This is a genomic window from Neobacillus mesonae (assembly GCF_023715155.1).
GTDB classification, from domain to species: Bacteria; Bacillota; Bacilli; order Bacillales; family Cytobacillaceae; genus Neobacillus; species Neobacillus mesonae_A.
Map to the genome: position 1 here is coordinate 107,767 of NZ_JAMBNQ010000011.1, position 23,196 is coordinate 130,962.

Here is a 23,196-nt window from a genome sequence, read left to right on the forward strand (position 1 = left end):
ATTTTCATATATTTTTTGTTTTTTTCTTGGCTTGAATACCATAAAGTGAATAACTTTTCATATTATTCAAAATGGATTATCTACATTATATTACATTCTTATAAAAAATTCTTCAAGTAAACACTCGGAAACGCTTACGAAAATGGAAAGAAATTTTTAATCAACTAGAAAAATCATGTTCTTGTAAAATGAAAATCTTTGTATTCATGGACAGTAATTTTTTCATCATTGTTTTTTACCATCACACGTGAATTATCTGATAAAATACCTGTAAAGACTTTCGATTAAATGAGGGATAATTCTATGAAGCTTGGCATAGTTGGTGCTGGATCCATTGGCTTGTTATATGCTGCCTATTTAAGCAGAAATTTTGATGTCATTATTTATACAAGAACTGAAGAACAGGCTCAAGAAATTAATAAGAATGGTATTCTACTAAAAAAAGAATCTAGAAGCTCTATTTCTTTTGTTTCTGCATTGCCAATAACAAGGTGGGAGGCAATGGAGGATCTCGCGATTATTACTGTAAAACAGTACCAGTTGAACGACATTCTTGAATCAATCATAGAAATGCATTCTGCCCCAGAAAATCTTCTGTTTTTACAAAATGGAATGAGCCATTTAAAACAATTGGAATATCTCTTGGTTCCGAATATTTATTTAGGCTCTATTGAACATGGGGCTTTGAGAGAAAATCCTTATACTGTTCATCATAATGGTGCCGGAGCAACAAATGTAGCTTTATTTAAAGGGAAATTAGACGCTTTACATTCTTTTATAAATTCTGCACCAGTGGAGTTTCCATTTGTTTTGAAACATCATTTTCATGAAATGCTGCTGAACAAATTAATTGTAAATGCGGTTGTTAATCCATTAACAGCAATCCTTCAAGTAAAAAATGGTGCATTAATGCAAAATCCCTATTATTTTAAAACTATGGAAAAATTGTTTGAGGAACTTTCCACCATTTTTAAATTTGAAAATGATTTGTCCTATTTTCAACAAGTAATGGACATTTGCCGAACAACCTCAGAGAATAAATCTTCAATGTTAAAGGATTTGGAGGCGAACAAGAGGACAGAAATTGACGCCATATTAGGATTTATTCTAACTGAGGCTCAGAAACATGGTAAGGAAGCTCCCTTGACTGAAAGTCTTTATAATTTAATTAAAGGGAAAGAAACCGGCGGAAAAGAGGTACTAAGATGACGGGAATTCTTTCAAATGTTCTGACCTTATTCTTTTCCATGCCGATTTTTGGTTTTTTGTTTATTTTTATGATTTATAAGCTGGTATCAAAAAATACCCGCAAATCAGTGCATAAAGCACTTGATTACACGACAATTTTATTTATTATTTCAGTTCATTTTTTAATTAAAACAATTTGGGGTCATTCTTTATTTGGCTTTATTCTTCTCATTATCATTGTCATTGCCATGACATTCGTCCTTGTTCATTGGAAAGTAAAGGGAGAAATTGATTATAAAAGAGTTTTAAAGGGTTTTTGGCGTTTTAACTTTATCTTCTTTTTCTTAGCCTATGTTGGTTTAACACTTTATGGTTTGATTTACCGGGCTGTGGTATTTACTTTTTTTACTTAGGCTCTGTTAAAAGAGGGGTGAAATTTTTAAAACCCTGTTGATTGCAGCGAAAGGTACGAAGAATCCTCGTAATTGCTAACGCAATTCCTTCGTGCGTGGGAGAATTCAAGGACGTAATTCAATGTCCTGCGGGAGTACGTGCCAGGGGAGACCCCGCAGACGTTAGCGCCGAGGAGCATCCACGGAACGCTTGTGCCTCCTTCTAAAAGCTATCGCTTTTAGTCGTGCGATACCCATGCTGATAAAGACTGCCTTGGGGAGTGAAAAACAACAGCCAAGTTTAACATAGCCTTTACTTAAAAAATTCTAGGCAAAGTTTTTTTTAAAATAGGCGGTGAATGGTATACTGCTAAAGAGAACGAATTTGGGTGACCAGAAAGGAAGTACATGAATGGAGATTTTAAATCTCTCTCTACCAGCAACCAATCGGTTTGCTTCAAATTATTTGAAACAATCTGCAGAAATTCTACCGTTTTTTCATTACCGGTATAATGATTCAAACGAAGATGTGAATCGTTTAACGGAACTGGGCGACCGGCAGTTTCCAAGAACAGAGGTTGCGGACCACATAAGAGACTTTATGAAGCAATATCCATCATCGGAAGCGGTAAATAAATCGATTGATAAGTTAAGAGAAAAAAATAGTGTGGTTGTCATTGGCGGTCAGCAGGCAGGAATTTTAACAGGGCCCCTTTATTCAATACATAAAGTCATATCCATTATTAAGTTGGCAGAACAAAAGGAAAAAGAATTAGGAGTCCCAGTAGTTCCAGTTTTTTGGATTGCCGGTGAAGACCACGATTTCCAAGAAGTGAATCATATAAATGTTCCTCTTGATAAGGACGTTTTTAAGTGGCAGTATCCTGAGAAAGTTTTACAAAAGAAAATGGTTTCAGAAGTCCAGTTGGATAAAGAGATTTGTCTTTCATGGGTGACAAATATTATTGAGACATTTGGTGAAACAGAACATACGAATTCTTTATTAGATTTTGCCCGTATGCAGGTATCCCAATCTACAACCTTTGTTGACTTCTTTGCTAATATTATTATGGAATTGTTTAAGGACGATGGACTGCTGCTGGTTGATTCAGGCAATTCGTCATTCCGACAGCTGCAAAAAGGGTTTCTAACCCAGCAAATTGAACACCATGATGCAATTACATTTTCATTATTAGAACAGCAAAAGCAGATAGAATCTAAAGGTTTTCCAATTACGATTGATGCTAGTGAACAATCTGCCAACCTCTTTTATTATGATCAAAAACGGCATGAACGAATTTTACTTGAGTATGATCGTGAAACCGACTGTTTTGTGGGGAAAAGTGGTGCAATTTCTTTTACTGCATCTGAATTGGTGGTAATTGCAAATGAGAATCCGGGATATTTGAGTAACAATGTGGTAACAAGACCCTTAATGCAGGAATTACTGTTTCCTACTATTGCCTTTATTGCGGGACCTGGTGAAATTTCTTATTGGGCCGAACTAAAGCTGGTTTTTGAACATTTCCATATCAAAATGCCGCCAATAGTGCCTCGGTTAAATATTACATTTTTGGACCGTTCAGTTGAAACAGATTTAACCGAATTAAATCTAGACCTCTTATCGGTTTTACAATTGGGAATTGCAGACAGCAGGGAAAGATACTTGGAATCTATAAAGGACCAAGAGATTGAAGAGTTATTTTCAGCTGCTAAAGAACAGTTGGTAAAACGGTATCAAGTGATAGAAGCCAAAACCATTGAGCTGGATCGCGGCCTATTACCGCTGTTGAAGAAAAATGAGTCTTATTTATTAAAAGAAATTCAATTTATGCAAACCAAAATGGAAGAAGCAGTACAACTGAAACATGATGTTGTCCTGCAAAAGTTTGCGCGCGTTCAATTGGCATTGCGGCCAGATGGCTTCCCGCAAGAACGAGTGTGGAATGTATTTTATTATTTAAATTGTTATGGTCTAAATTTCATTAGAAATTTAATGAAGCTGCATTTTTCCTTTGATGGATCTCATAAAGTAATCAAACTATAGAAAAACTCCACTCCATACAGTGGAGTTTTTTGCTGTTTTTGGTTAACAAGTTGATTTGAGCCAATGAAATAGTTGCGTTTAATACAGCCTTTTTTATAAAAATTTTCCATAATAAAAAAGGATTTTAAAGAAAAAGGGGCGAATACTTTAAAAATAGGTGGTGGAAAGTGGGGGAATGTGGTACATTTTTAATAGAAAGTGGGGGTAGTGGGTATGTTCATGGGTGAATACCATCACAGCATTGATAACAAAGGACGTTTAATAGTGCCCTCCAAATTCCGGGATGATCTTGGCGAAATGTTCATAATCACCAGAGGTTTGGATCAATGTTTGTTTGGTTACCCATTAACAGAGTGGAAGGTTATTGAAGAAAAATTAAAAGCATTACCTTTGACGAAAAAAGATGCCCGTGCCTTTACCCGATTCTTCTTTTCAGGGGCAACAGAGAGTGAACTTGATAAACAGGGAAGAATTAATATCCCGGCACCACTTTTGCAATATGCAAAATTGGAAAAGGAATGTGTAATTTTAGGAGTTTCCAATCGAATTGAAATTTGGAGCAAACAGATTTGGGAAGACTATTTTTCACAGTCTGAAGATTCTTTTGCGGAAATAGCAGAAAATATGATTGGCTTTGATATATAATGGAAAAGTTATATCAATATATGTTCTGTGGATGAGATTGGAAAAGGTGGTACAAACATGTTTAATCATACAACTGTGCTGTTAGAGGAAGCTGTTAATGGCTTAAATATTAAGTCAAATGGAATTTATGTAGATTGTACATTAGGTGGAGCAGGACATAGCTCCAGAATTCTATCACAGCTTACAGATGGCGGAAAATTATTTGCATTTGATCAGGATGAAACAGCTATAGCACATGCTAGGACGAAACTATCTGAATATGGGAACAGCTTTGAAATTATAAAAAGCAATTTTATTCATTTGCGTGAAGAGCTCGAAAGTCGTGGAGTTTTTAAAGTTGACGGTATTCTTTATGACCTTGGTGTGTCTTCTCCACAATTGGACACGCCTGAAAGAGGATTTAGTTATCATCATAATGCACCATTAGATATGAGAATGGATCAAGATTCACAATTTTCGGCTTATGATGTGATTAATGATTGGCCATATGAGGATTTAGTTCGTATATTTTTTCGATATGGCGAGGAGAAGTTTTCAAAGCAAGTTGCCAGGAAAATTGAAACTGCCAGGCAGATCAAACCGATTGAAACAACAGAAGAATTAGTTGAACTAATCAAGGAAGCAATTCCAGCGCCTGCTAGAAGGAAAGGCGGACATCCAGCCAAACGAATTTTTCAGGCTGTCAGGATTGCAGTTAATGACGAATTAGGTGTTTTTGAACAATCAATTGACCAAGCCATTCATTTATTAAAGCCAGGTGGAAGAATTTGTGTAATTACTTTTCATTCTTTAGAGGATAGAATTTGTAAAGCGGCATTTAAAAGTGCGAGTTCAACCCCCGAACTACCCCATGGGCTTCCAGTAATTCCTGACGAATACAAGCCTATATTGAAATTAATTACACGGAAACCGATTCTTCCCTCTGATGAAGAACTAGAACAAAATAATCGTGCGAGATCAGCGAAGCTCAGAATTGGAGAAAAAATCTAAAAAATAAACTGGAGGGGAAATGCGTGAGTAATCTTGCCAGGAAAATCGGAGAACAGCGGGTAGAACAAACTGTACAGGAAGAAAGAAAAATAAAAATAAAAAAGTCCTGGCTGACTCCAGGAGAAAAAATAATTGGAGTAGCATTTGCTGGACTGGTTTGTTTTGGTGCTGTCCACCTGATATCGAATCAAGCGGAAATTTATGAGATGAATAAGGAAATTCAAAACGTTGAAACGAAAATTAATGAACAGCAAAAGGTGAATGCTGATTTGCAAGTAGAAATAAAAGATTTAAGCAAATATGAACGAATTTATAAAGAAGCGAAAAAGATGGGCCTCGAGCTTAATAATAATAACGTCAAGGTAGTGCCTGCACAATGAACAAAAAACAGCCATATATGAATGTTGGAGCAGCGATATTGTTTGTGATATTCGGTCTGCTCTTTTTTGTAGTACTTTTTAGATACTTTTCTATTCAAATTACAGGGGAAGCAGCAGGTCAGCCGCTTGCTGCAAAAGCACAGGAGAAATACAGCCATCAAAGTGTCCTGCAGGCAGCAAGAGGAGAAATCTTAGACCGAAATGGAGAAATTGTAGCAGAAGATACGGCAGCCTATAAGTTAGTCGCCATTTTGAGTAAAAAGATGACAACGGATCCTAAGAAGCCAAGGCATGTAAAAAATCCTGAGAAAACGGCAAAGGAATTAGCAAAGTACATGGATATGGAAGAATCGGAAATTTATCAAATTCTCACAGATGGAATAAAGAAAAAAAGGTTTCAAGTAGAATTTGGGAAGGCTGGAAAGGATATCAGTTACGATATAAAATCAAAAATTGAAAAGCTTCAATTACCAGGAATCACATTTCAACGTGAATCCAAACGTTTTTATCCAAATGGAGTTTTTGCCTCCCATTTAGTAGGTTACGCGGATCAGATTGAACAAAAGGATGGAACTTATAAAACAGTCGGGAAAATGGGTATTGAAGAATCCCTAAATAAGGAACTGACCGGGAAAAATGGAAAAGTTAATTTTGATAGTGATGTATGGGGCTACATCCTGCCAGGTGATAAACAAAAAATCACTCCTGCTAAAAATGGTAATGATGTATATCTAACCATTGATAAGAAAATCCAAACCTTTTTAGAAGATGCAATGGATAAAGTAGCTAAAGAATATGAGCCGGAAAAGATAATTGCCATTGTGGCAGACCCTAAGACAGGGAATATTTTAGCAATGGGGCAGCGCCCGTCATTTCACCCTAAAACAAAAGAAGGCATCAGTGAGAGCTGGCATAATGAGGCGATTGAAACTTCCTTTGAGCCAGGTTCGACTATGAAAATATTCACACTAGCTGCTGCTGTTCAGGAAGGCGTCTTTAATCCAAATGAAAAATATATGTCCGGCTCCTATCGTGTAACTAAAAAAGACCAGCCTATTCATGATCATAATGGTGTTGGCTGGGGCAGTATTACTTATCTTGAGGGAGTGCAGCGGTCTTCAAATGTGGCATTTGCAAAAATCGCGAAGGAAAAATTGGGGTTTGATACATTTAGAAAATATCTATCGAAGTTTGGGTTTGATAAACCAACAGGAATCGATTTACCCAATGAAACCTCAGGGAAAATTATGTTTACTTGGCCGATTGAAAAATTAACAACAGCATATGGTCAAGGAACAGCGATTACACCGATACAACAAATTCAGGCAGCGACGGCGGTTGCCAATGATGGAAAAATGCTGAAGCCTCATGTTGTTGAAAAGATTGTTAACCATGATACTGGGAAGACGATTAAAAAAACCGTCCCAGAAGTGGTTTCCAAGCCAATTTCTGCTGAAACAGCAAAAAAGGTGCGGGATTATCTGGAGACGGTTGTTACCTCGCCTAAAGGAACTGGCGGCAGGTATAAAATTGATGGTTACAGTGTCGCTGGGAAAACCGGGACAGCCAATATTCCGGGACCAGATGGGAAATATTTGACAGGCGTCAATAATTATATGTTTTCATTTTTAGGAATGGCCCCTAAGGAAAACCCAAAATTAATTGTCTATGTCGCTGTTCAGCAGCCTAAATTAACGGGAATGGAGGCTGGGCAAGGTGCGATTCCGGTATCAGCCGTTTTTAATCCTGTAATGGAAAACAGCCTTCATTATTTAAATATCCAGCCTTCTAAGCAAGAAAAGACAACTTCCTTTAAGCTGGGCGATTATCAAGGGGAATCTGTTGAACAAACCGTAAATAGCTTAAAGGATGCCGGACTTGAAGCTGTTGTACTCGGAAAAGGGTCAAAAGTAACCGGACAGCTTCCTAAGGAAGGGACGACAATATTAGAAGGAGAAAAGGTGATTATTCAAACAAATGGGGAATTAACGGCACCAGATATGACAAATTGGTCTTTACGGGATGTAATGAAAGTTGCAAATATCGCAGGAATGAAATTAAGTTCCAAAGGAAAAGGATATGTTGTTGGACAAAACATTAAACCCGGTTCTTCACTCCGTCAAGGAGATTTTCTCATTGTGAATTTGAAAACACCGGAAGAGAAATGGGCAGAAGAAACAAAAGGTAAGGATGAAAAGCCTGCAAATGACAATACTGAACCAATGATTCAAGATTAATTTGAATCCCGCTCTTCAAGCGGGATTTTTTCTTTGGAACGCTTAGATCCGTTCTAGGTGAAAAAGTACAAGCATATAAATGAATGATACTGAAAAGGAGGATCATTCATACTATGCGTGTTTCCAATGTAACTGTCCGTAAACGGTTATTACTCGCTTTAATCGTCGGAATTCTCATTTTCTTAGTTATTGATGTCAGACTTGGCTATGTTCAGTTTTATTTAGGAGATATGCTGACTGCTCGGGCGAAAGATTCGTGGAGCCGAAATATCCCATTTGAACCCGAACGAGGACAAATAGTTGACCGCAATGGAGTGCCATTGGCAACAAATATTAGTGCCCCGACTGTTTGGGTTGTGCCAAGACAGATAAAGGACCCAGCCATGACAGCTGAAAAGCTGGCATCAGTTCTTGATATGTCAAAAGAAAAGGCATATCGGGAGATTACCCAGAAAGAGAGTATTGTGCGAATTAAAGAAGGAAGAAAAATTTCCCACGAAAAAGCGAAAGAAATCAGAGCGCTCGGTCTCGAAGGAGTCTATATTGGTGAGGATTCAAAGCGCCATTATCCAAATGGCAGCTATCTTTCTCATGTTCTAGGTTTTGCTGGAGTGGACAACCAGGGGCTGATGGGCTTAGAAAAATATTATGACAAAGAGTTGAGCGGTGAGCGGGGGTCGGTTCAATTTTACGCCAACGCCAAGGGGGAACGCATGAATGATATGGCAGATGATTATGAACCTCCAACCAAAGGGCTGGATTTAAAGCTTACGATTGATTCAAAGATTCAAACGATTGTAGAAAGGGAGCTGGATATTGCGAAGGCAAAATATAATCCTGATGGAATCATTGCGATTGCCATGAATCCAAATAATGGTGAAATTTTAGCCATGTCAAGCCGGCCGACATTTGATCCTGCCAAATTTCAAAGTGTCCCTCAAGAAGTATATAATCGGAACCTGCCTGTGTGGATGACTTACGAGCCAGGGTCTACTTTTAAAATTATTACACTGGCAGCAGCACTTAATGAAGGAAAAGTTGATTTAGAAAAGGAACATTTCCATGATTCTGGATCTGTCAAAGTGGCAGGTGCCACATTAAAATGCTGGAAAAGAGGCGGACATGGTGACCAATCCTTTTTAGAAGTGGTAGAAAACTCTTGTAACCCTGGTTTTGTGGAGTTAGGTGAAAGACTGGGGAAGGAAAAATTATTTAAGTATATTAAGGATTTTGGTTTTGGCCAGAAAACTGGAATTGATTTGCAGGGAGAAGGAACTGGAATCTTATTTAATATGAACCGGGTGGGTCCTGTTGAATTGGCTACCACTGCTTTCGGACAAGGGGTTTCAGTCACTCCGATTCAACAGGTAACAGCTGTAGCGGCAGCTGTCAACGGAGGAGTTTTATATCAGCCATATATCGCAAAAGAATTAGTCGATCCAGTGACACATGAAGTTGTGATGAGAAATACACCAGTGGAAAAAAGAAGAGTTATAACGGAGGAGACTTCTAAAGAAATTCGGCATGCACTTGAGAGCGTTGTGGCTCAGGGAACAGGCGGAAAGGCGTTTGTCGATTCATACCGTGTCGGAGGAAAAACAGGTACAGCTCAAAAAGCTCAAGGCGGAAGATATTTAGAAAATAATTATATTGTTTCATTTATGGGGTTTGCCCCGGCGGATGACCCGCAAATTGTTGTTTATGTAGCGGTTGATAACCCTAAAGGGGTGACGGCATTTGGTGGTACGATCAGTGCACCGATTGTTGGTAATATTATGGAGGATAGTTTAACTGCTATGGATGTGAAGCCTAGGAAAAAACAAATTGAGAAGGAAGTAAAGTGGCCGGATACTCCATTGATCAAATTGCCAGATTTTGTTGGTATGGAGAGAAAGGAGCTTCAACAGCAGCTGGTTAATTTAAGAATTGATGCAAGCGGTGAAGGGGATGTAGTTGTCAGCCAATCACCTGAGCCGGGAACTAAGCTTAAGGAAGGATCTAAAATTAGGCTTTACTTTGGAAAGGGAGATTAATGATGAAAGAAGGGGCGTCGGAATCATTTTTAGCGCCCCTTTTTTTCATATAATCACCATAACAAATAGCAAAAATATTTATTTTCATGTAAAATAAGATGGAACTTTCGTCAGGGGATTATTTTCCATTATCTGACTAAACATGTAAGGTCATGAGAGGATTTGAGAATCAATGAAATTACAGCAACTCCTTAAGGTTTTGCATCCATTAGTACCATATGAAGGAGTAAATCCAGAGATTTTTTCCATAGAGAACGATAATCGAAAGGTAAAAAAAGGGAGCTTATTTATTTGTATCAAAGGGTATACGGTTGATGGGCATGATTTTGCAGAATCAGCTGTTAAAAGCGGTGCCGCTGCCATTCTGGCTGAAAGACCACTTAAGCTTGATGTACCGATTATTGTAGTAAAAGATACTGCAAGAGCAATGGCAGTTTTGGCAGACGCCTTTTATGGCCAGCCAACACAGAAACTGCGGCTTATTGGCATAACCGGTACAAATGGAAAAACAACTACAAGTCATTTAATTGAAAAAATATTTGCAGACCAAGGGCAGCAAACAGGCCTGATTGGGACAATGTATACGAAAATTGCCAGCAGAAGGATTGATACGAAAAATACAACACCAGAAAGCCTGACACTGCAGAAAACATTTCATCAAATGGTTGAAGAGGGTGTTGAAACAGCTGTGATGGAAGTATCTTCACATGCTCTTGATTTAGGCAGAGTCCATGGCTGTGATTTTGATGTCGCGGTTTTCACGAATCTTACGCAGGATCATCTTGATTACCATAAAACAATGGACGAATATAAGCGGGCAAAGAGTCTATTATTTGCACAGCTTGGAAATTCATTCGATTTAAACAGCCCAAAATTTGCTATTTTAAATGCGGATGATTCTGCATCGGAAATGTTTCAAAGGTCAACGGCTGCGCTAATTTATACATACGGGATTGATCAAAAAGCTGATATCCAAGCGGCTGATATTCAAATGACTTCATCAGGGACAAAATTTAACATCGTCGTCGGAGAAGAAAAATATCCTATCCAGCTTCAGCTATTAGGGAAGTTTAACGTCTATAATGTATTAGCGGCCATCGCAGCAGCCAATGTATCTGGTATTCCAATCGGTAAGGCAATTGAATCGATTGAATCAGTAAAAGGGGTTGCGGGAAGATTTGAGCTGGTAAATGCAGGACAGGATTTTACAGTACTCGTTGATTATGCCCATACACCAGACAGTCTTGAAAATGTTTTAAAAACTATACAGCATTTTGCCAAGAAAAAGATCTTCGTGGTCGTTGGATGCGGGGGTGACAGAGACAGAACCAAACGTCCGTTAATGGCACAGATAGCCTGCCGCTATGCAACCAATCCGATTTTTACTTCAGATAACCCAAGAAGTGAAGAGCCATCAGCCATATTAAAGGAGATGGAAGAAGGGGTTAAAGGGGAAAATTATTTAGTAATTGAAGATCGAAAGGAAGCAATTAATACAGCGGTTAAGCAGGCAGAAGCCGGTGATGTAATATTAATTGCTGGAAAAGGGCATGAAACCTATCAAATTATTGGCGGAGTTGTTCATGATTTTGATGATCGGATTGTTGCTAGGGAAGCGATTGAGGAGAGATAAGAACCAAAATGGAAACTACAAACTTTACTTTTTCAAACAAAAAACTTCTTAATGAAAATGATGAAACATATGATATTGCAGTAATGGTAAATAAAATAATAGAAATTGAATCAATTTATTTAGAAAGGAGGGGATAAAATGCTGGAGCAGGTGATTTTTTTCACTATAATAATGGCCTTTCTCATTTCGGTTTTAATTTCGCCAGTTTTTATTCCCTTCTTACGAAGGTTGAAATTTGGACAAAGCATTCGTGAAGAAGGACCAAAGTCACATCAAAAAAAATCAGGCACACCAACAATGGGCGGAATTATGATTTTATTTTCGATCGTGATTACAACGATTGTCATGACAGGCAAGTTTTCAGAACCAACGGTAAAAACCTATTTACTGCTTCTAGTAACTTTAGGTTTTGGTTTACTCGGATTTTTGGATGATTTTATCAAAGTCGTTATGAAGCGAAATCTGGGACTTACCTCAAAACAGAAATTATTGGGACAAATTATTATTTCCGTTATCTTTTATTTAATATATAAACAAAAAGGTTTTTCTACAGAAATAAGTATTCCGTTTACGGATAATACGTTTGACCTTGGGTGGTTTTTTGTATTTTTCATTGTTTTTTGGCTGGTCGGTTTTTCAAATGCAGTAAATTTAACCGATGGCTTAGACGGACTCTTATCTGGTACAGCAGCTATAGCCTTTGGAGCATTTGCTGTTCTTGCTTGGAGCCAATCACAAATGGAAATTGCCATTTTTTCTGTTGCGGTAGTGGGCGCAGTGCTGGGATTTTTAGTATTTAACGCACACCCCGCTAAGGTATTTATGGGGGATACAGGTTCACTTGCACTTGGCGGGGCCATTGCGACGATTGCCATTTTGACTAAACTTGAATTATTGCTCATTATTATTGGCGGCATCTTTGTTATTGAAACTTTATCCGTTATACTTCAAGTAATATCATTTAAAACAACAGGTAAACGGATTTTTCGGATGAGCCCATTACATCACCATTATGAATTATTGGGATGGTCTGAATGGAGAGTTGTTGTTACTTTCTGGAGTGTGGGGTTAATCCTTGCCATTTTAGGAATTTATATCGAGGTGTGGTTGTAATTGAAGCAGATTGACGTTTATCAGCATAAAAAAATTCTTGTGCTAGGTTTAGCAAAAAGCGGGGTCACTGCGGCTTCCCTTTTACATAAGCTTGGGGCTTTTGTTACTGTGAATGATAAAAAGCCCTTTTCGGAAAATCCTGAGGCACAGGGCTTATTAGAACAAGGAATTAAGGTGATCTGCGGGGAACACCCAGTTGAATTGCTGGATGAAGGTTTTGAACTTATCGTTAAAAACCCGGGTATCCCGTATGAAAATCCCATGATTAAAGGTGCAATTGAAAAAGGTATACCAGTTATTACGGAAGTAGAGCTTGCCTATCAAATCTCGGAAGCGCCATTTATTAGCATAACTGGAACAAATGGAAAAACGACGACGACAACACTTGTCTATGAAATGATGAAGGCCGGCGATAAAAGTCCGTTAATTGCTGGAAATATTGGTACAGTGGCTTCGGGAGTAGCTGAACAAGCTTCAATGGATGATACAATTGTCATCGAGCTGTCCTCATTTCAGCTGATGGGCATTAAAACTTTTACACCCAAAATAGCTATTATCACCAATATTTACGATGCTCACCTTGACTATCATGGGAGCAAACAAGCATATATTCAAGCAAAGTCAAATATCACTAAAAATCAAACAGAAAATGAATATTTAATTATCAATGCTGACCAAGAGGAAACGATGGATATTGCAAGCCATTCAAACGCGGCAATTATCCCTTTTTCAACCAAAAAAATGCTGCCTGATGGAGCTTATATTCAAGAAGGCTGGATCATGTTCAGAGAAGAAAAGGTAATGCTGATTGAGGAAATAGCTTTACCAGGTACTCATAATCTGGAGAATATCTTATCTGCTGTGGCTGCAGTAAAGCTGGCAGGTGTTGATAATAATTCAATACAAGAAGTCCTTAAGTCTTTTACAGGTGTCAAACACCGGCTGCAATTTGTTGCGGAAGTGGAAGGACGGAAATTTTTTAATGATTCAAAAGCAACCAATATTTTGGCTACAATTAAGGCGATTACGGCGTTTAAAACTCCGGTTGTCCTGCTTGCTGGAGGGTTAGACCGAGGTAATGAATTTGATGAACTGATTCCATACTTGAACAATGTAAAAGCATTGATTACCTTTGGACAGACAGCATCAAAGATTGAACGGGTTGGAAAATTAGCGGGAATAAATGTTATTGAGCGTGTCGATAATGTTGACATGGCTGTCCCAGCTGCATTTTCATATTCAAAACCTGGTGACGTTATTTTGTTATCTCCTGCTTGCGCAAGCTGGGATCAATATAAAACTTTTGAGGTCAGGGGAGACATTTTTATCGAAGCGGTGCATAAGCTTAAGTAAGGGCTTGTCCAGAGAAATTCGGAAGTGCCTTGGTCGGCCTCAGGGCATTTGACCTCGGGGGGCTGGGCACTGGAGCTGGGCATATTAAAAATTCTGGTATCTGGATAGCCTTTAAACTTTAGCTCGAGGTGTATAGCGGTGCCGACAAAGAGAACAACTCCTGACTTTATTTTAATGATTGTAACATTTACACTGCTGGCGGTAGGACTCATAATGGTGTACAGCGCAAGTGCGATTTGGGCGGAATATAAATTTCATGATTCCTTTTTCTTTGCCAAAAGACAGACACTTTTTGCTGTTGTTGGAGTAGCAGCGATGTTTTTTATTATGAACATCAACTACTGGACTTGGAGAACATGGGCGAAAACTATTTTAATCGTTTGTTTTGTCCTGTTGCTTCTTGTGTTGATTCCTGGAATTGGAAATGTTCGAAATGGTTCTCGAAGCTGGATTGGAGTCGGTGCTTTTTCCATTCAGCCGTCTGAATTTATGAAGCTTGCCATGATTGCTTTTCTTGCTAAGTTTCTTTCGGAACGGCAAAAGCTGATTACTTCTTTTAAAAAGGGACTTATGCCTTCTTTAGGGCTGGCATTCATTGCTTTTGCCATGATTATGCTTCAGCCTGATTTAGGTACTGGCACTGTAATGATGGGAACATGTGTGGTTATGATTTTTATCGCTGGTGCAAGAGTTAGGCATTTTGCATTTTTAGGTTTGTTAGGAATTGCCGGCTTTGTTGGCCTTATTGCTTCTGCACCCTATCGAATTAAGCGGATTACATCATTCCTTGATCCTTGGTCTGACCCGCTTGGCAGCGGTTTTCAAATCATCCAATCGCTTTATGCTATTGGACCAGGCGGTTTATTTGGCCTTGGACTTGGAGAAAGCAGACAAAAGTTCTTCTATCTTCCAGAACCTCAGACAGATTTTATTTTCGCGATCCTTTCTGAGGAACTAGGGTTTATAGGCGGTTCATTCATTATTCTATTGTTCAGCCTGCTATTGTGGCGGGGGATTCGCATTGCATTAGGTGCTCCTGATTTGTATGGAAGCTTTCTCGCTGTCGGGATTATTGCAATGGTAGCAATACAGGTTATGATAAATATTGGCGTAGTTACTGGCTTGATGCCGGTAACTGGGATTACCCTTCCGTTTTTAAGCTATGGGGGTTCCTCCTTGACCTTAATGTTAATGGCCATTGGCGTTTTATTAAATATTAGCCGGTATTCGAGATACTGAAGGTTACCCTGTTAATTTGCAGGGTTCTTTTTTTGTAGGATGAACAATTTTTCACATTACAATTCAATAACATTATTTTTTCTAGGCTTTTTTTCATTAATATTTGTAGTAGAATGTGTTTAGCAAGATTATCGGGGTGAGAAAATGAAAATAGCAGTTAGCGGCGGGGGAACGGGAGGACATATATATCCTGCACTCGCTTTAATAAGGGAAATTCAAAAAGTTGATAAAAATGCGGAATTCTTATACATAGGTACTCAAAATGGATTAGAAAGCAAACTTGTTCCTCGAGAAAACATACCTTTTAAGTCTATTTATATTACAGGGTTTAAGCGGAAACTTTCCATTGAGAATATAAAAACAGTTTTTCGTTTTCTAAAAGGGGTTAAAGATAGTAAGAAATTTTTAAGGGAATTCAAACCTGACGTTGTAATCGGCACTGGAGGTTATGTATGCGGACCAGTTGTTTATGCTGCGGCAAAGCTTTCGATTCCGACAATCATTCATGAACAAAATAGTGTTCCTGGATTGACCAACAAGTTCCTAAGCCGTTACGTTAACAAGATTGCTATTTGTTTTGAGGAGGCAAAAGAGTTTTTCCCGCCGGTAAAAACGGTTTTTACAGGAAATCCTCGTGCTTCTGAAGTAATTGGTAAAGATGGAATCAAAGGGAGGTTGTCAGCCGGCTTAAGCGCAACAAAACCTGCTGTGCTAATTTTTGGCGGGAGCCGTGGTGCCAGACCGATAAATGAGGCGGTAGTCAAATCATTTCCGGAGTTATCCAGCAGACCATACCAGGTACTATATGTAACTGGAGATGCCCATTATAATGATGTAAAAAAAGAGGCGGATTTGATTGGCAATCCTGACAATGTGATTATAAAGCCGTTTGTTCATAATATGCCAGAAGTACTTGCTGGGATTGATTTAGTTGTTTCTCGTGCTGGTGCAACTACACTTGCCGAGCTTACTTCGCTCGGGATTCCAAGCATTTTAATTCCAAGCCCATATGTGACTAATAACCACCAGGAAAAAAATGCACGTTCCTTAAGTGAACATGGTGCAGCAGAAGTACTATTAGAAAAAGAGTTAACCGGAAACTCGTTAATCAATCACATGGACCGGATTATGTTAAATCCAGATGTAATGAAGGAAATGAAAGTAAAAGCGAAGGAAATGGGTGTTCCGGATTCAGCATCCAGACTTTATAAAGTGATGGAACAGCTGATGAAAGAAAATCAAAAGTAGCCTATTTTCGCTTCGTGCATAACCTAAAAATAACGGATAAATGAAAGTTAGGTGATATATATGAAGGAAATCACAGCGGAATTACAGGGATTAAATGTGGGGAAAGTAAAAGAAAATGAACCGCTTGCAAGCCATACCACGATTAAGATTGGCGGACCCGCAGATTTGTATATTGAGCCATCCTCGGTTGAAAATTTAACAAAGGTGATGACCATTATTAATAACCATCAGTTAAATTGGAGGGCAATTGGCAGAGGATCGAATCTGTTAGTTTCAGATAAGGGAATAGAAGGTGCTGTCATAAAACTCGGACCTGGGATAGGCCACCTTGACATTAATGGAACAGAAATTACGGTGGGCGGGGGACATTCACTAGTAAGTCTATCCACATTAATCAGCAGAAAAGGTCTCTCAGGATTGGAGTTTGCCAGCGGTATTCCCGGATCAGCAGGCGGTGCTGTCTACATGAATGCTGGTGCACACGGTTCAGATATTAGTAAAGTTTTAACAAAAGCACATATTTTATTTGCGGATGGGACAATGAAATGGCTCACCAATGAGGAGATGGAGTTTTCTTACAGGACTTCTATTCTTCAGAAGAAGCGTCCAGGGATTGTGGTAGAGGCTGTTTTTCAGTTGTCTGCTGGGGAAAGAAATGAAATAACATCCTTAATGCAAAAAAATAAAGATTATCGAAAAGTTACACAGCCTTGGAACTTTCCTTGTGCTGGGAGTATTTTTCGCAACCCCCTTCCCAACTATGCCGGGCAGCTAATTGAATCAGCGGGGCTAAAAGGGTATAGAATCGGCGGTGCTGAAATATCTTCGATGCACGGGAATTTTATTGTGAATGCCGGCAATGCTACTGCAGGAGACGTCCTGGCACTTATTCAGCATGTGAAGGATAAAATATACAGTTTATACCAAATAAAAATGGAAACTGAAGTTGAAATAATTGGGAGAAAGTAAAAAGAAATAGGCTCAAAAAATACAATTTTTGTGTTATAATTACTGATAATATTGAAGAGTCTAATTCGGAGAAAATCCATGACGGCATGATTCATCGTGCCGTTGTTTTCTCTTTTTTTTAACCAGTCTATTCACAAATGGACAAGCTAGTTTTATAGATTTAATCTGAACCACTTTTAGGTGGAGGAATTTTAATGGAAAAAGGTAAAATAGTTGCACTTGAGGACCGTATTCCAAAACTTAAGGAGCAAAGGCGGAGAAAAGCGAATAGACGGCTGGTTATCTTATTATTATTGTTTTTTATTATGATTGCTGGCATCGCTTATACACAATCACCTCTGAGCCGTGTAAAGTCAATCGTTGTAAAGGGAAATGAGGTATATTCCGACAAGGAAATTATACGCAAAAGCAGTTTGACGAATAATACAAATATTTGGAAAGTAAAACAGGAGGATATTTCCGCAAAACTTAAGGGACTGTCCGAAGTAAAAAGTTCAAAGGTTACTATTCAATGGCCAAACACCATTGTAATTAACGTGAAAGAACACAAAAGAATAGCTTTTGTAAAACAAGAACAATATTATTTTCCTGTAATGGAAAATGGTAAGGTTCTAAAAAACAAAAAAACTGAAATCATTCCGGCTAATTCTCCGATTCTTTTTCAATTTAAAGAAGGGACTGCCCTAATTGAAATGATAAAAGGCTTAGAAACTCTTCCTAAGGAAATTATCAATTCGATTTCTGAAATTCATTATACTCCAACAAAAACAGATCCTTATCATATTTCCTTATTTATGAATGATGGTTTCGAAGTGAGTGCAACCTTGAGAAGTTTTTCGCAGAAGATGGAACATTATCCCTCTATCATCAGCCAATTAGATCCTAGAAAGAAAGGAATTATTGATTTAGAGGTAGGCTCATATTTTAAGGCTTTTGAAGAAGAAGTGGAGGATAAAAAGGTTGAATAGGATGAAAGTACGGGGTAACCATGTTATTTTGTCCTTGGTCAGCCTTGTTCTTGGGTTTATTCTTGCATTTTCATATCATTTAACAAAAATGGAGAATGAAAAACCAAAGATGACGGATAAGCAATATGAACAAACCTTAGCATTGCGAAATCAATTAATCGAACAAGAGAAAACTAATCGCGAACTTCAAAAGGAGTTAAATCAAAAGCAAGAAAAGGTTCAAAAAAATGAAAAGGAACTGGCAAAGGAAGCACAGGTTTTTTCCAACTTGGCGGAGGATACCGAGAAATACCGATTATTTTTAGGTAAAGTAAAGGTGAAGGGGAAAGGAGTAAAGGTTACGCTTTCGGATGGAGCATATGATCCTGAGGAAGAAAATGTTAATAACTACCTAGTTCATGAACACCATATATTTAAGGTGATTAATGAGCTATACATATCAGGGGCCGCGGCAATTGCCATAAATGGCCAGAGATTGACAAGCCATTCTTATATTTTATGTAATGGCCCTGTTATAACAGTGGATGGCGTTCAAAATCCTGCTCCATTTGTCATTACAGCAATAGGAGATCCGGATGTACTTTCTTCTTCGTTAAACCTTACCGGCGGGGTGAAGGATCAGCTGGTAAATGATAATATCGTTTTTAAATTGGAGAAGGAAGATAATATTGTTTTAAATCCAATATTAGGTGGTTAATTTTATGTCCACGTTAAAAAAAAAGGCATGGTGAAGAAAGTGGACAAAGAAAAGGTTAGGCTTAGTTTTACATTAATTGCAACGGTTATTGGTTTTATGATTGCTGTTCAATTTCAAACCATTAAGAAACCGGATGAACGTGATACACGTGATATTTGGCAGCTTCGTGAAGCCTTGCTGAAAGAAAAGGAAATTCAAAGCAATTTGATAACTCAGATTCGCTCGGCAGAGGAAAAACTTGCTGCTTATGAATCCAAGCGAGAACAAAGTAAAGAACAGGCGTTACGTTCTACTTTAAATGAATTAAAAAGCGAGGCAGGTTTGACAGAAATAACCGGTCCTGGTTTAACGATAACAATTGAGCCGGTTATGGAAGATATAAAACTAGGAAGTCCTATAACCACCGTGGTTTCACCTGATTTGCTTAAAAGGCTGCTAAACGAATTAAATATGTATGAAGCAAAATATGTTTCTATCGATAACCAAAGGATTATTAACACCACCGTAATCAGGGATATAAATATGGAAACAAAAATTGACGGTCACACGATTAAAAAGCTCCCGATCGAAGTGAATGTGGTTGTTAACGACCAAAGTACTGCCGAAAAACTCTATAACCGTATGAAGGTATCTCGAGCAAGGGATGAATTTTTTATAGAAAGTTTACGGCTTACGATTGGTAAACCAAAACTAGATGTTACGGTTCCCGCTTATGAAAATTCAATTAGGATTAAATCAATTGAACCGGTAAAAGAAGGGGGCGGTTCTTAATGTGGCTGCCGGTGGCAGGGTTAATTATCGGAATCATTTTAGGATTGTTAACTGAAATTCGAATCCCGGAGGAATATTCCAATTATTTGTCGATTGCTGTGTTAGCTGCATTCGACACATTATTTGGAGGGATAAGGGCCTACTTACAAAATATTTATGATGAAAAGGTCTTTGTTTCAGGTTTCTTTTTTAATATAATACTGGCTGCAAGTTTAGCTTTTCTCGGTGTGCATCTTGGTGTAGACTTGTATTTAGCTGCCATATTTGCATTTGGCGTAAGGCTGTTTCAAAATATTGCCGTAATTAGACGAATATTATTGACTAAATGGTCAACAAACAAAGAAAAGTTAGAAAAAAGTTGAAAATTTTAAAGGGAATCATTCAGTTGTGACGAATAATTTTATATGATATGAAATAATAGAACTTAATTAAACCAAAGGAATTGTTGTTCAACTGAAAGGAAATCTTAAGGAGGTGCCAAAGAATGAACAGCAATGAAATATATGTTAGTCTTGACATCGGTACATCCAGTGTAAAGGTTATCATTGGTGAAATGGTCAATGACTCGGGGAAAGGCTCATTAAATATAATTGGGGTTGGCAATGTAAAATCTGAAGGCTTACGTAAAGGGTCAATTGTAGATATGGATGATACAGTTCATTCTATTAAACGTGCAATTGAACAGGCTGAGCGTATGGTTGGTTTAGAAATTAACGAGGTCGTAGTGGGGATTCCGGGCCACAGTATACTGTTGCAGCCGTGCCACGGAATTGTTGCGGTTTCCGGCCAGAATCGTGAAATCACCAATGAAGATGTAACCCGTGTAATTGAAGCTGCATATGCTGGCTCTATTCCGCCGGAAAGAGTAAATATGGGAGTAATCCAAAGGCAATTCATTTTAGATGGAAAAGATGAGATTAATGACCCGCGGGGAATGATTGGTGTTCGTTTAGAAATGGATGGCACCCTTGTAACAGGCACTAATTCCATTCTTGCCAATATCATTCGCTGTGTAGAGCGTGCTGGTCTTAATTTTTCAGATATTATTCTTCAGCCTTTAGCAGCGGGTGATTATGCATTATCCAGGGATGAGAAAAATCTTGGTGTTGCCTTAATTGACATAGGCGGAGGATCTACTACGATAGCCGTTTTTGAAGAAGGATATTTAAAAGCAACAAGTGTTATTCCGGTAGGCGGAGATTTACTTACAAATGATTTATCAAAAGTGCTGCATACTTCTACTGAAAATGCAGAAAACATTAAGGTTAAATATGGACATGCTTTCTATGATCATGCATCAGAAGATGAGTTTTTCAGTGTTCCAATTATCGGGAGCGATCAGCATCAACAATTTAATCAGCTTTATGTAGCTGAAATCATTGAAGCACGTATGGAAGAAATCTTTGAGCTGGCTGCAAAAGAATTAAAACGTTTAGGCGTAAATGATCTGCCGGGAGGCTTTGTATTAACAGGCGGAACGTCAAATATGCAGGGAGTATTGGAACTAGCTCAAGATATGTTTAAAAATCCGGTCCGTATTGCCAGGCCAGACTATATTGGTGTAAGAGAACCTCAATATACCACCGCTGTTGGTTTAATTAAATATGCATACAAGAATGCTAGATTACCAGGCGGTACTGCCAGTTCTCAAGCAAGTGTTTCTGAACCGGCCGAAAAGAAAATACCAAAACAACAACAACCTAAGGCAAAAGCAGAAAAACATCCAGAAGATAAAATGTCATCGAAAGTAAAAAAATTCCTTGGTTACTTTTTCGAATAAGTATTAGCGAAAAAGGAATATCGACGAATTAGGGAGGATTTTTCATGTTGGAATTTGATACAAATTTAGACTCTCTTGCAACCATAAAAGTAATTGGAGTAGGCGGCGGCGGAAATAACGCAGTAAATCGAATGATTGAACATGGTGTTCAAGGTGTTGAATTTATCGCTGTTAATACAGATGCTCAAGCATTAAATCTCTCAAAAGCGGAAGTAAGAATGCAAATTGGTGCAAAGATTACCCGAGGTCTTGGAGCAGGTGCAAATCCTGAAGTGGGGAAAAAGGCTGCAGAAGAGAGCAAAGAACAAATTGAGGAAGCATTACGCGGAGCGGACATGGTCTTTGTAACTGCCGGGATGGGCGGCGGTACTGGAACAGGGGCGGCCCCAGTTATTGCGCAAATTGCCCGTAACTTAGGCGCTCTTACTGTTGGTGTAGTTACCCGTCCTTTTACCTTTGAAGGTAAAAAACGGGCAAATCAGGCATCCGGCGGTATTGGTGGAATGAAAGAAGCCGTTGATACCCTTATTGTCATTCCTAATGACCGTCTATTAGAAATTGTTGATAAGAGTACACCAATGCTTGAAGCATTCCGTGAAGCAGATAATGTTCTTCGACAAGGGGTGCAAGGTATTTCTGACTTAATTGCAGTACCTGGGCTAATTAATCTGGACTTTGCTGATGTGAAAACAATTATGTCTAACAAAGGTTCAGCATTAATGGGTATTGGTATGGGTACTGGAGAAAACCGTGCGGCAGAGGCTGCCAAGAAGGCAATTAGTTCACCATTACTAGAAACATCTATTGATGGTGCACAAGGTGTCCTTATGAATATTTCAGGCGGTGCAAACTTAAGTCTTTATGAAGTGCAGGAAGCCGCTGATATAGTTGCTTCTGCATCCGACCAGGAAGTAAACATGATATTTGGATCTGTCATTAATGAGGATCTTAAGGATGAAATTATTGTAACGGTTATTGCTACTGGTTTTAGTGAAGAGGTGCTTCAGCCAAAATCAGTACGTCCTTCCTTTGGACAAGCAAAGGCACCGGTTAACAATGTAAAACGTGAGCAAAAGCGGGAAGAGGCACCACAAGAACAAGTCCGCCATAATAATAGTAATTCATATCAAGAAGATACATTAGATATTCCAACGTTCCTGCGGAATAGAAATAGAAGAAGGTAAATAACAAAAGCGGAAGTTCCTCAATGCTTAGGTAAGCGAAAACTTCTGTAATAAAATCTAATACTATTTTTTCAGTTAAGGCATGTCTCTATATGGGATTATGCCTTTTCTATTTTTTGTAGGCTCTATTCTAAAAGATTGTTGCTTTTTGCTCCCTTTTTAAGATTCGTTCAAAAAATAGAGGTAGAAATTCCCGTTATTAAGGAAATTGGATGTTAATTAGCTGAAATAGACGGAGGAATTTCCCTTATTTGATTTTAAACTGCTAAAATCGGGTGCTTTTCATTGAATAACGGAAAAAACTCCGCTTATTTTTTACTATTTAAGCT

Annotated in this window: 21 protein-coding genes; all 21 read left to right on the top strand. The window is 38.4% G+C overall.

All coding sequences use genetic code 11. The annotated features are described in order from the left end of the window. Positions 1 to 303: 303 nt before the first annotated feature. The 21 genes from M3183_RS11960 (at position 304) to ftsZ (ending at position 22,867) form a co-directional block, all read left to right on the top strand. The gene (locus M3183_RS11960; RefSeq protein ID WP_251469863.1) at positions 304 to 1,209 is read left to right on the top strand and encodes a 2-dehydropantoate 2-reductase; all 906 of its coding nucleotides are present in this window, start codon (positions 304 to 306) and stop codon (positions 1,207 to 1,209) included. After that, positions 1,206 to 1,601: a DUF3397 domain-containing protein gene (locus M3183_RS11965; protein WP_251469864.1), complete on the top strand. Its 396-nt coding sequence runs from the start codon at positions 1,206 to 1,208 to the stop codon at positions 1,599 to 1,601. The genes M3183_RS11960 and M3183_RS11965 overlap by 4 nt, the downstream gene beginning before the upstream one ends. Positions 1,602 to 1,992: 391 nt before the next feature. Next, a complete protein-coding gene (gene bshC, locus M3183_RS11970) occupies positions 1,993 to 3,627 on the top strand; it encodes a bacillithiol biosynthesis cysteine-adding enzyme BshC (protein ID WP_251469865.1) in 1,635 nt (544 codons plus the stop codon). Positions 3,628 to 3,840: 213 nt separating this feature from the next. Then, positions 3,841 to 4,272 (top strand): division/cell wall cluster transcriptional repressor MraZ, encoded by a 432-nt coding sequence (gene mraZ / locus M3183_RS11975; protein WP_251469866.1) that lies wholly within the window; start codon positions 3,841 to 3,843, stop codon positions 4,270 to 4,272. 57 nt (positions 4,273 to 4,329) lie between these two features. After that, complete coding sequence (gene rsmH, locus M3183_RS11980) at positions 4,330 to 5,262, top strand: 16S rRNA (cytosine(1402)-N(4))-methyltransferase RsmH (RefSeq protein ID WP_251469867.1); 933 nt, start codon at positions 4,330 to 4,332, stop codon at positions 5,260 to 5,262. Positions 5,263 to 5,285: 23 nt separating this feature from the next. Beyond that, positions 5,286 to 5,642, top strand: a complete 357-nt coding sequence (gene ftsL / locus M3183_RS11985; protein WP_251469868.1) for a cell division protein FtsL — start codon at positions 5,286 to 5,288, stop codon at positions 5,640 to 5,642. Next, on the top strand, positions 5,639 to 7,879 hold the full coding sequence (locus M3183_RS11990) for a penicillin-binding protein (protein WP_251469869.1): 2,241 nt from the start codon (positions 5,639 to 5,641) through the stop codon (positions 7,877 to 7,879). Before ftsL ends, M3183_RS11990 begins: the two co-directional genes overlap by 4 nt. 113 nt (positions 7,880 to 7,992) lie before the next feature. Further along, the gene (locus M3183_RS11995; protein WP_251469871.1) at positions 7,993 to 9,912 is read left to right on the top strand and encodes a stage V sporulation protein D; all 1,920 of its coding nucleotides are present in this window, start codon (positions 7,993 to 7,995) and stop codon (positions 9,910 to 9,912) included. 172 nt (positions 9,913 to 10,084) lie between these two features. Further along, complete coding sequence (locus M3183_RS12000; protein WP_251469874.1) at positions 10,085 to 11,545, top strand: UDP-N-acetylmuramoyl-L-alanyl-D-glutamate--2,6-diaminopimelate ligase; 1,461 nt, start codon at positions 10,085 to 10,087, stop codon at positions 11,543 to 11,545. Positions 11,546 to 11,553: 8 nt separating this feature from the next. After that, complete coding sequence (locus tag M3183_RS27095) at positions 11,554 to 11,682, top strand: hypothetical protein (protein ID WP_285879506.1); 129 nt, start codon at positions 11,554 to 11,556, stop codon at positions 11,680 to 11,682. Between the two features lies 1 nt (position 11,683). Next, entirely contained in the window at positions 11,684 to 12,658 is a 975-nt protein-coding gene (gene mraY, locus M3183_RS12005) for a phospho-N-acetylmuramoyl-pentapeptide-transferase (protein WP_251469876.1), read from the top strand. Beyond that, the gene (gene murD, locus M3183_RS12010) at positions 12,659 to 14,011 is read left to right on the top strand and encodes a UDP-N-acetylmuramoyl-L-alanine--D-glutamate ligase (RefSeq protein ID WP_251469879.1); all 1,353 of its coding nucleotides are present in this window, start codon (positions 12,659 to 12,661) and stop codon (positions 14,009 to 14,011) included. A gap of 174 nt (positions 14,012 to 14,185) precedes the next feature. After that, positions 14,186 to 15,250 carry a stage V sporulation protein E gene (gene spoVE, locus M3183_RS12015; protein WP_285879530.1) on the top strand — a complete coding sequence of 355 codons (1,065 nt, stop codon included), beginning with the start codon at positions 14,186 to 14,188 and terminating at the stop codon, positions 15,248 to 15,250. Between the two features lie 144 nt (positions 15,251 to 15,394). Then, a complete protein-coding gene (gene murG / locus M3183_RS12020) occupies positions 15,395 to 16,498 on the top strand; it encodes an undecaprenyldiphospho-muramoylpentapeptide beta-N-acetylglucosaminyltransferase (protein WP_251469884.1) in 1,104 nt (367 codons plus the stop codon). A gap of 60 nt (positions 16,499 to 16,558) precedes the next feature. Next, positions 16,559 to 17,467, top strand: a complete 909-nt coding sequence (gene murB / locus M3183_RS12025; RefSeq protein ID WP_251469886.1) for a UDP-N-acetylmuramate dehydrogenase — start codon at positions 16,559 to 16,561, stop codon at positions 17,465 to 17,467. A gap of 194 nt (positions 17,468 to 17,661) precedes the next feature. Beyond that, entirely contained in the window at positions 17,662 to 18,435 is a 774-nt protein-coding gene (locus M3183_RS12030; protein WP_251469889.1) for a cell division protein FtsQ/DivIB, read from the top strand. Position 18,436: 1 nt separating this feature from the next. Then, the gene (locus M3183_RS12035) at positions 18,437 to 19,132 is read left to right on the top strand and encodes a DUF881 domain-containing protein (protein WP_251469915.1); all 696 of its coding nucleotides are present in this window, start codon (positions 18,437 to 18,439) and stop codon (positions 19,130 to 19,132) included. 39 nt (positions 19,133 to 19,171) lie between these two features. Continuing rightward, positions 19,172 to 19,903 carry a DUF881 domain-containing protein gene (locus M3183_RS12040; RefSeq protein WP_251469892.1) on the top strand — a complete coding sequence of 244 codons (732 nt, stop codon included), beginning with the start codon at positions 19,172 to 19,174 and terminating at the stop codon, positions 19,901 to 19,903. Beyond that, positions 19,903 to 20,265 (top strand): small basic family protein, encoded by a 363-nt coding sequence (locus tag M3183_RS12045; RefSeq protein WP_251469895.1) that lies wholly within the window; start codon positions 19,903 to 19,905, stop codon positions 20,263 to 20,265. The genes M3183_RS12040 and M3183_RS12045 overlap by 1 nt, the downstream gene beginning before the upstream one ends. Positions 20,266 to 20,387: 122 nt before the next feature. Beyond that, a complete protein-coding gene (gene ftsA / locus M3183_RS12050; protein WP_251469898.1) occupies positions 20,388 to 21,683 on the top strand; it encodes a cell division protein FtsA in 1,296 nt (431 codons plus the stop codon). Between the two features lie 44 nt (positions 21,684 to 21,727). After that, on the top strand, positions 21,728 to 22,867 hold the full coding sequence (ftsZ, locus tag M3183_RS12055; RefSeq protein WP_251469901.1) for a cell division protein FtsZ: 1,140 nt from the start codon (positions 21,728 to 21,730) through the stop codon (positions 22,865 to 22,867). Positions 22,868 to 23,196: the final 329 nt, after the last annotated feature.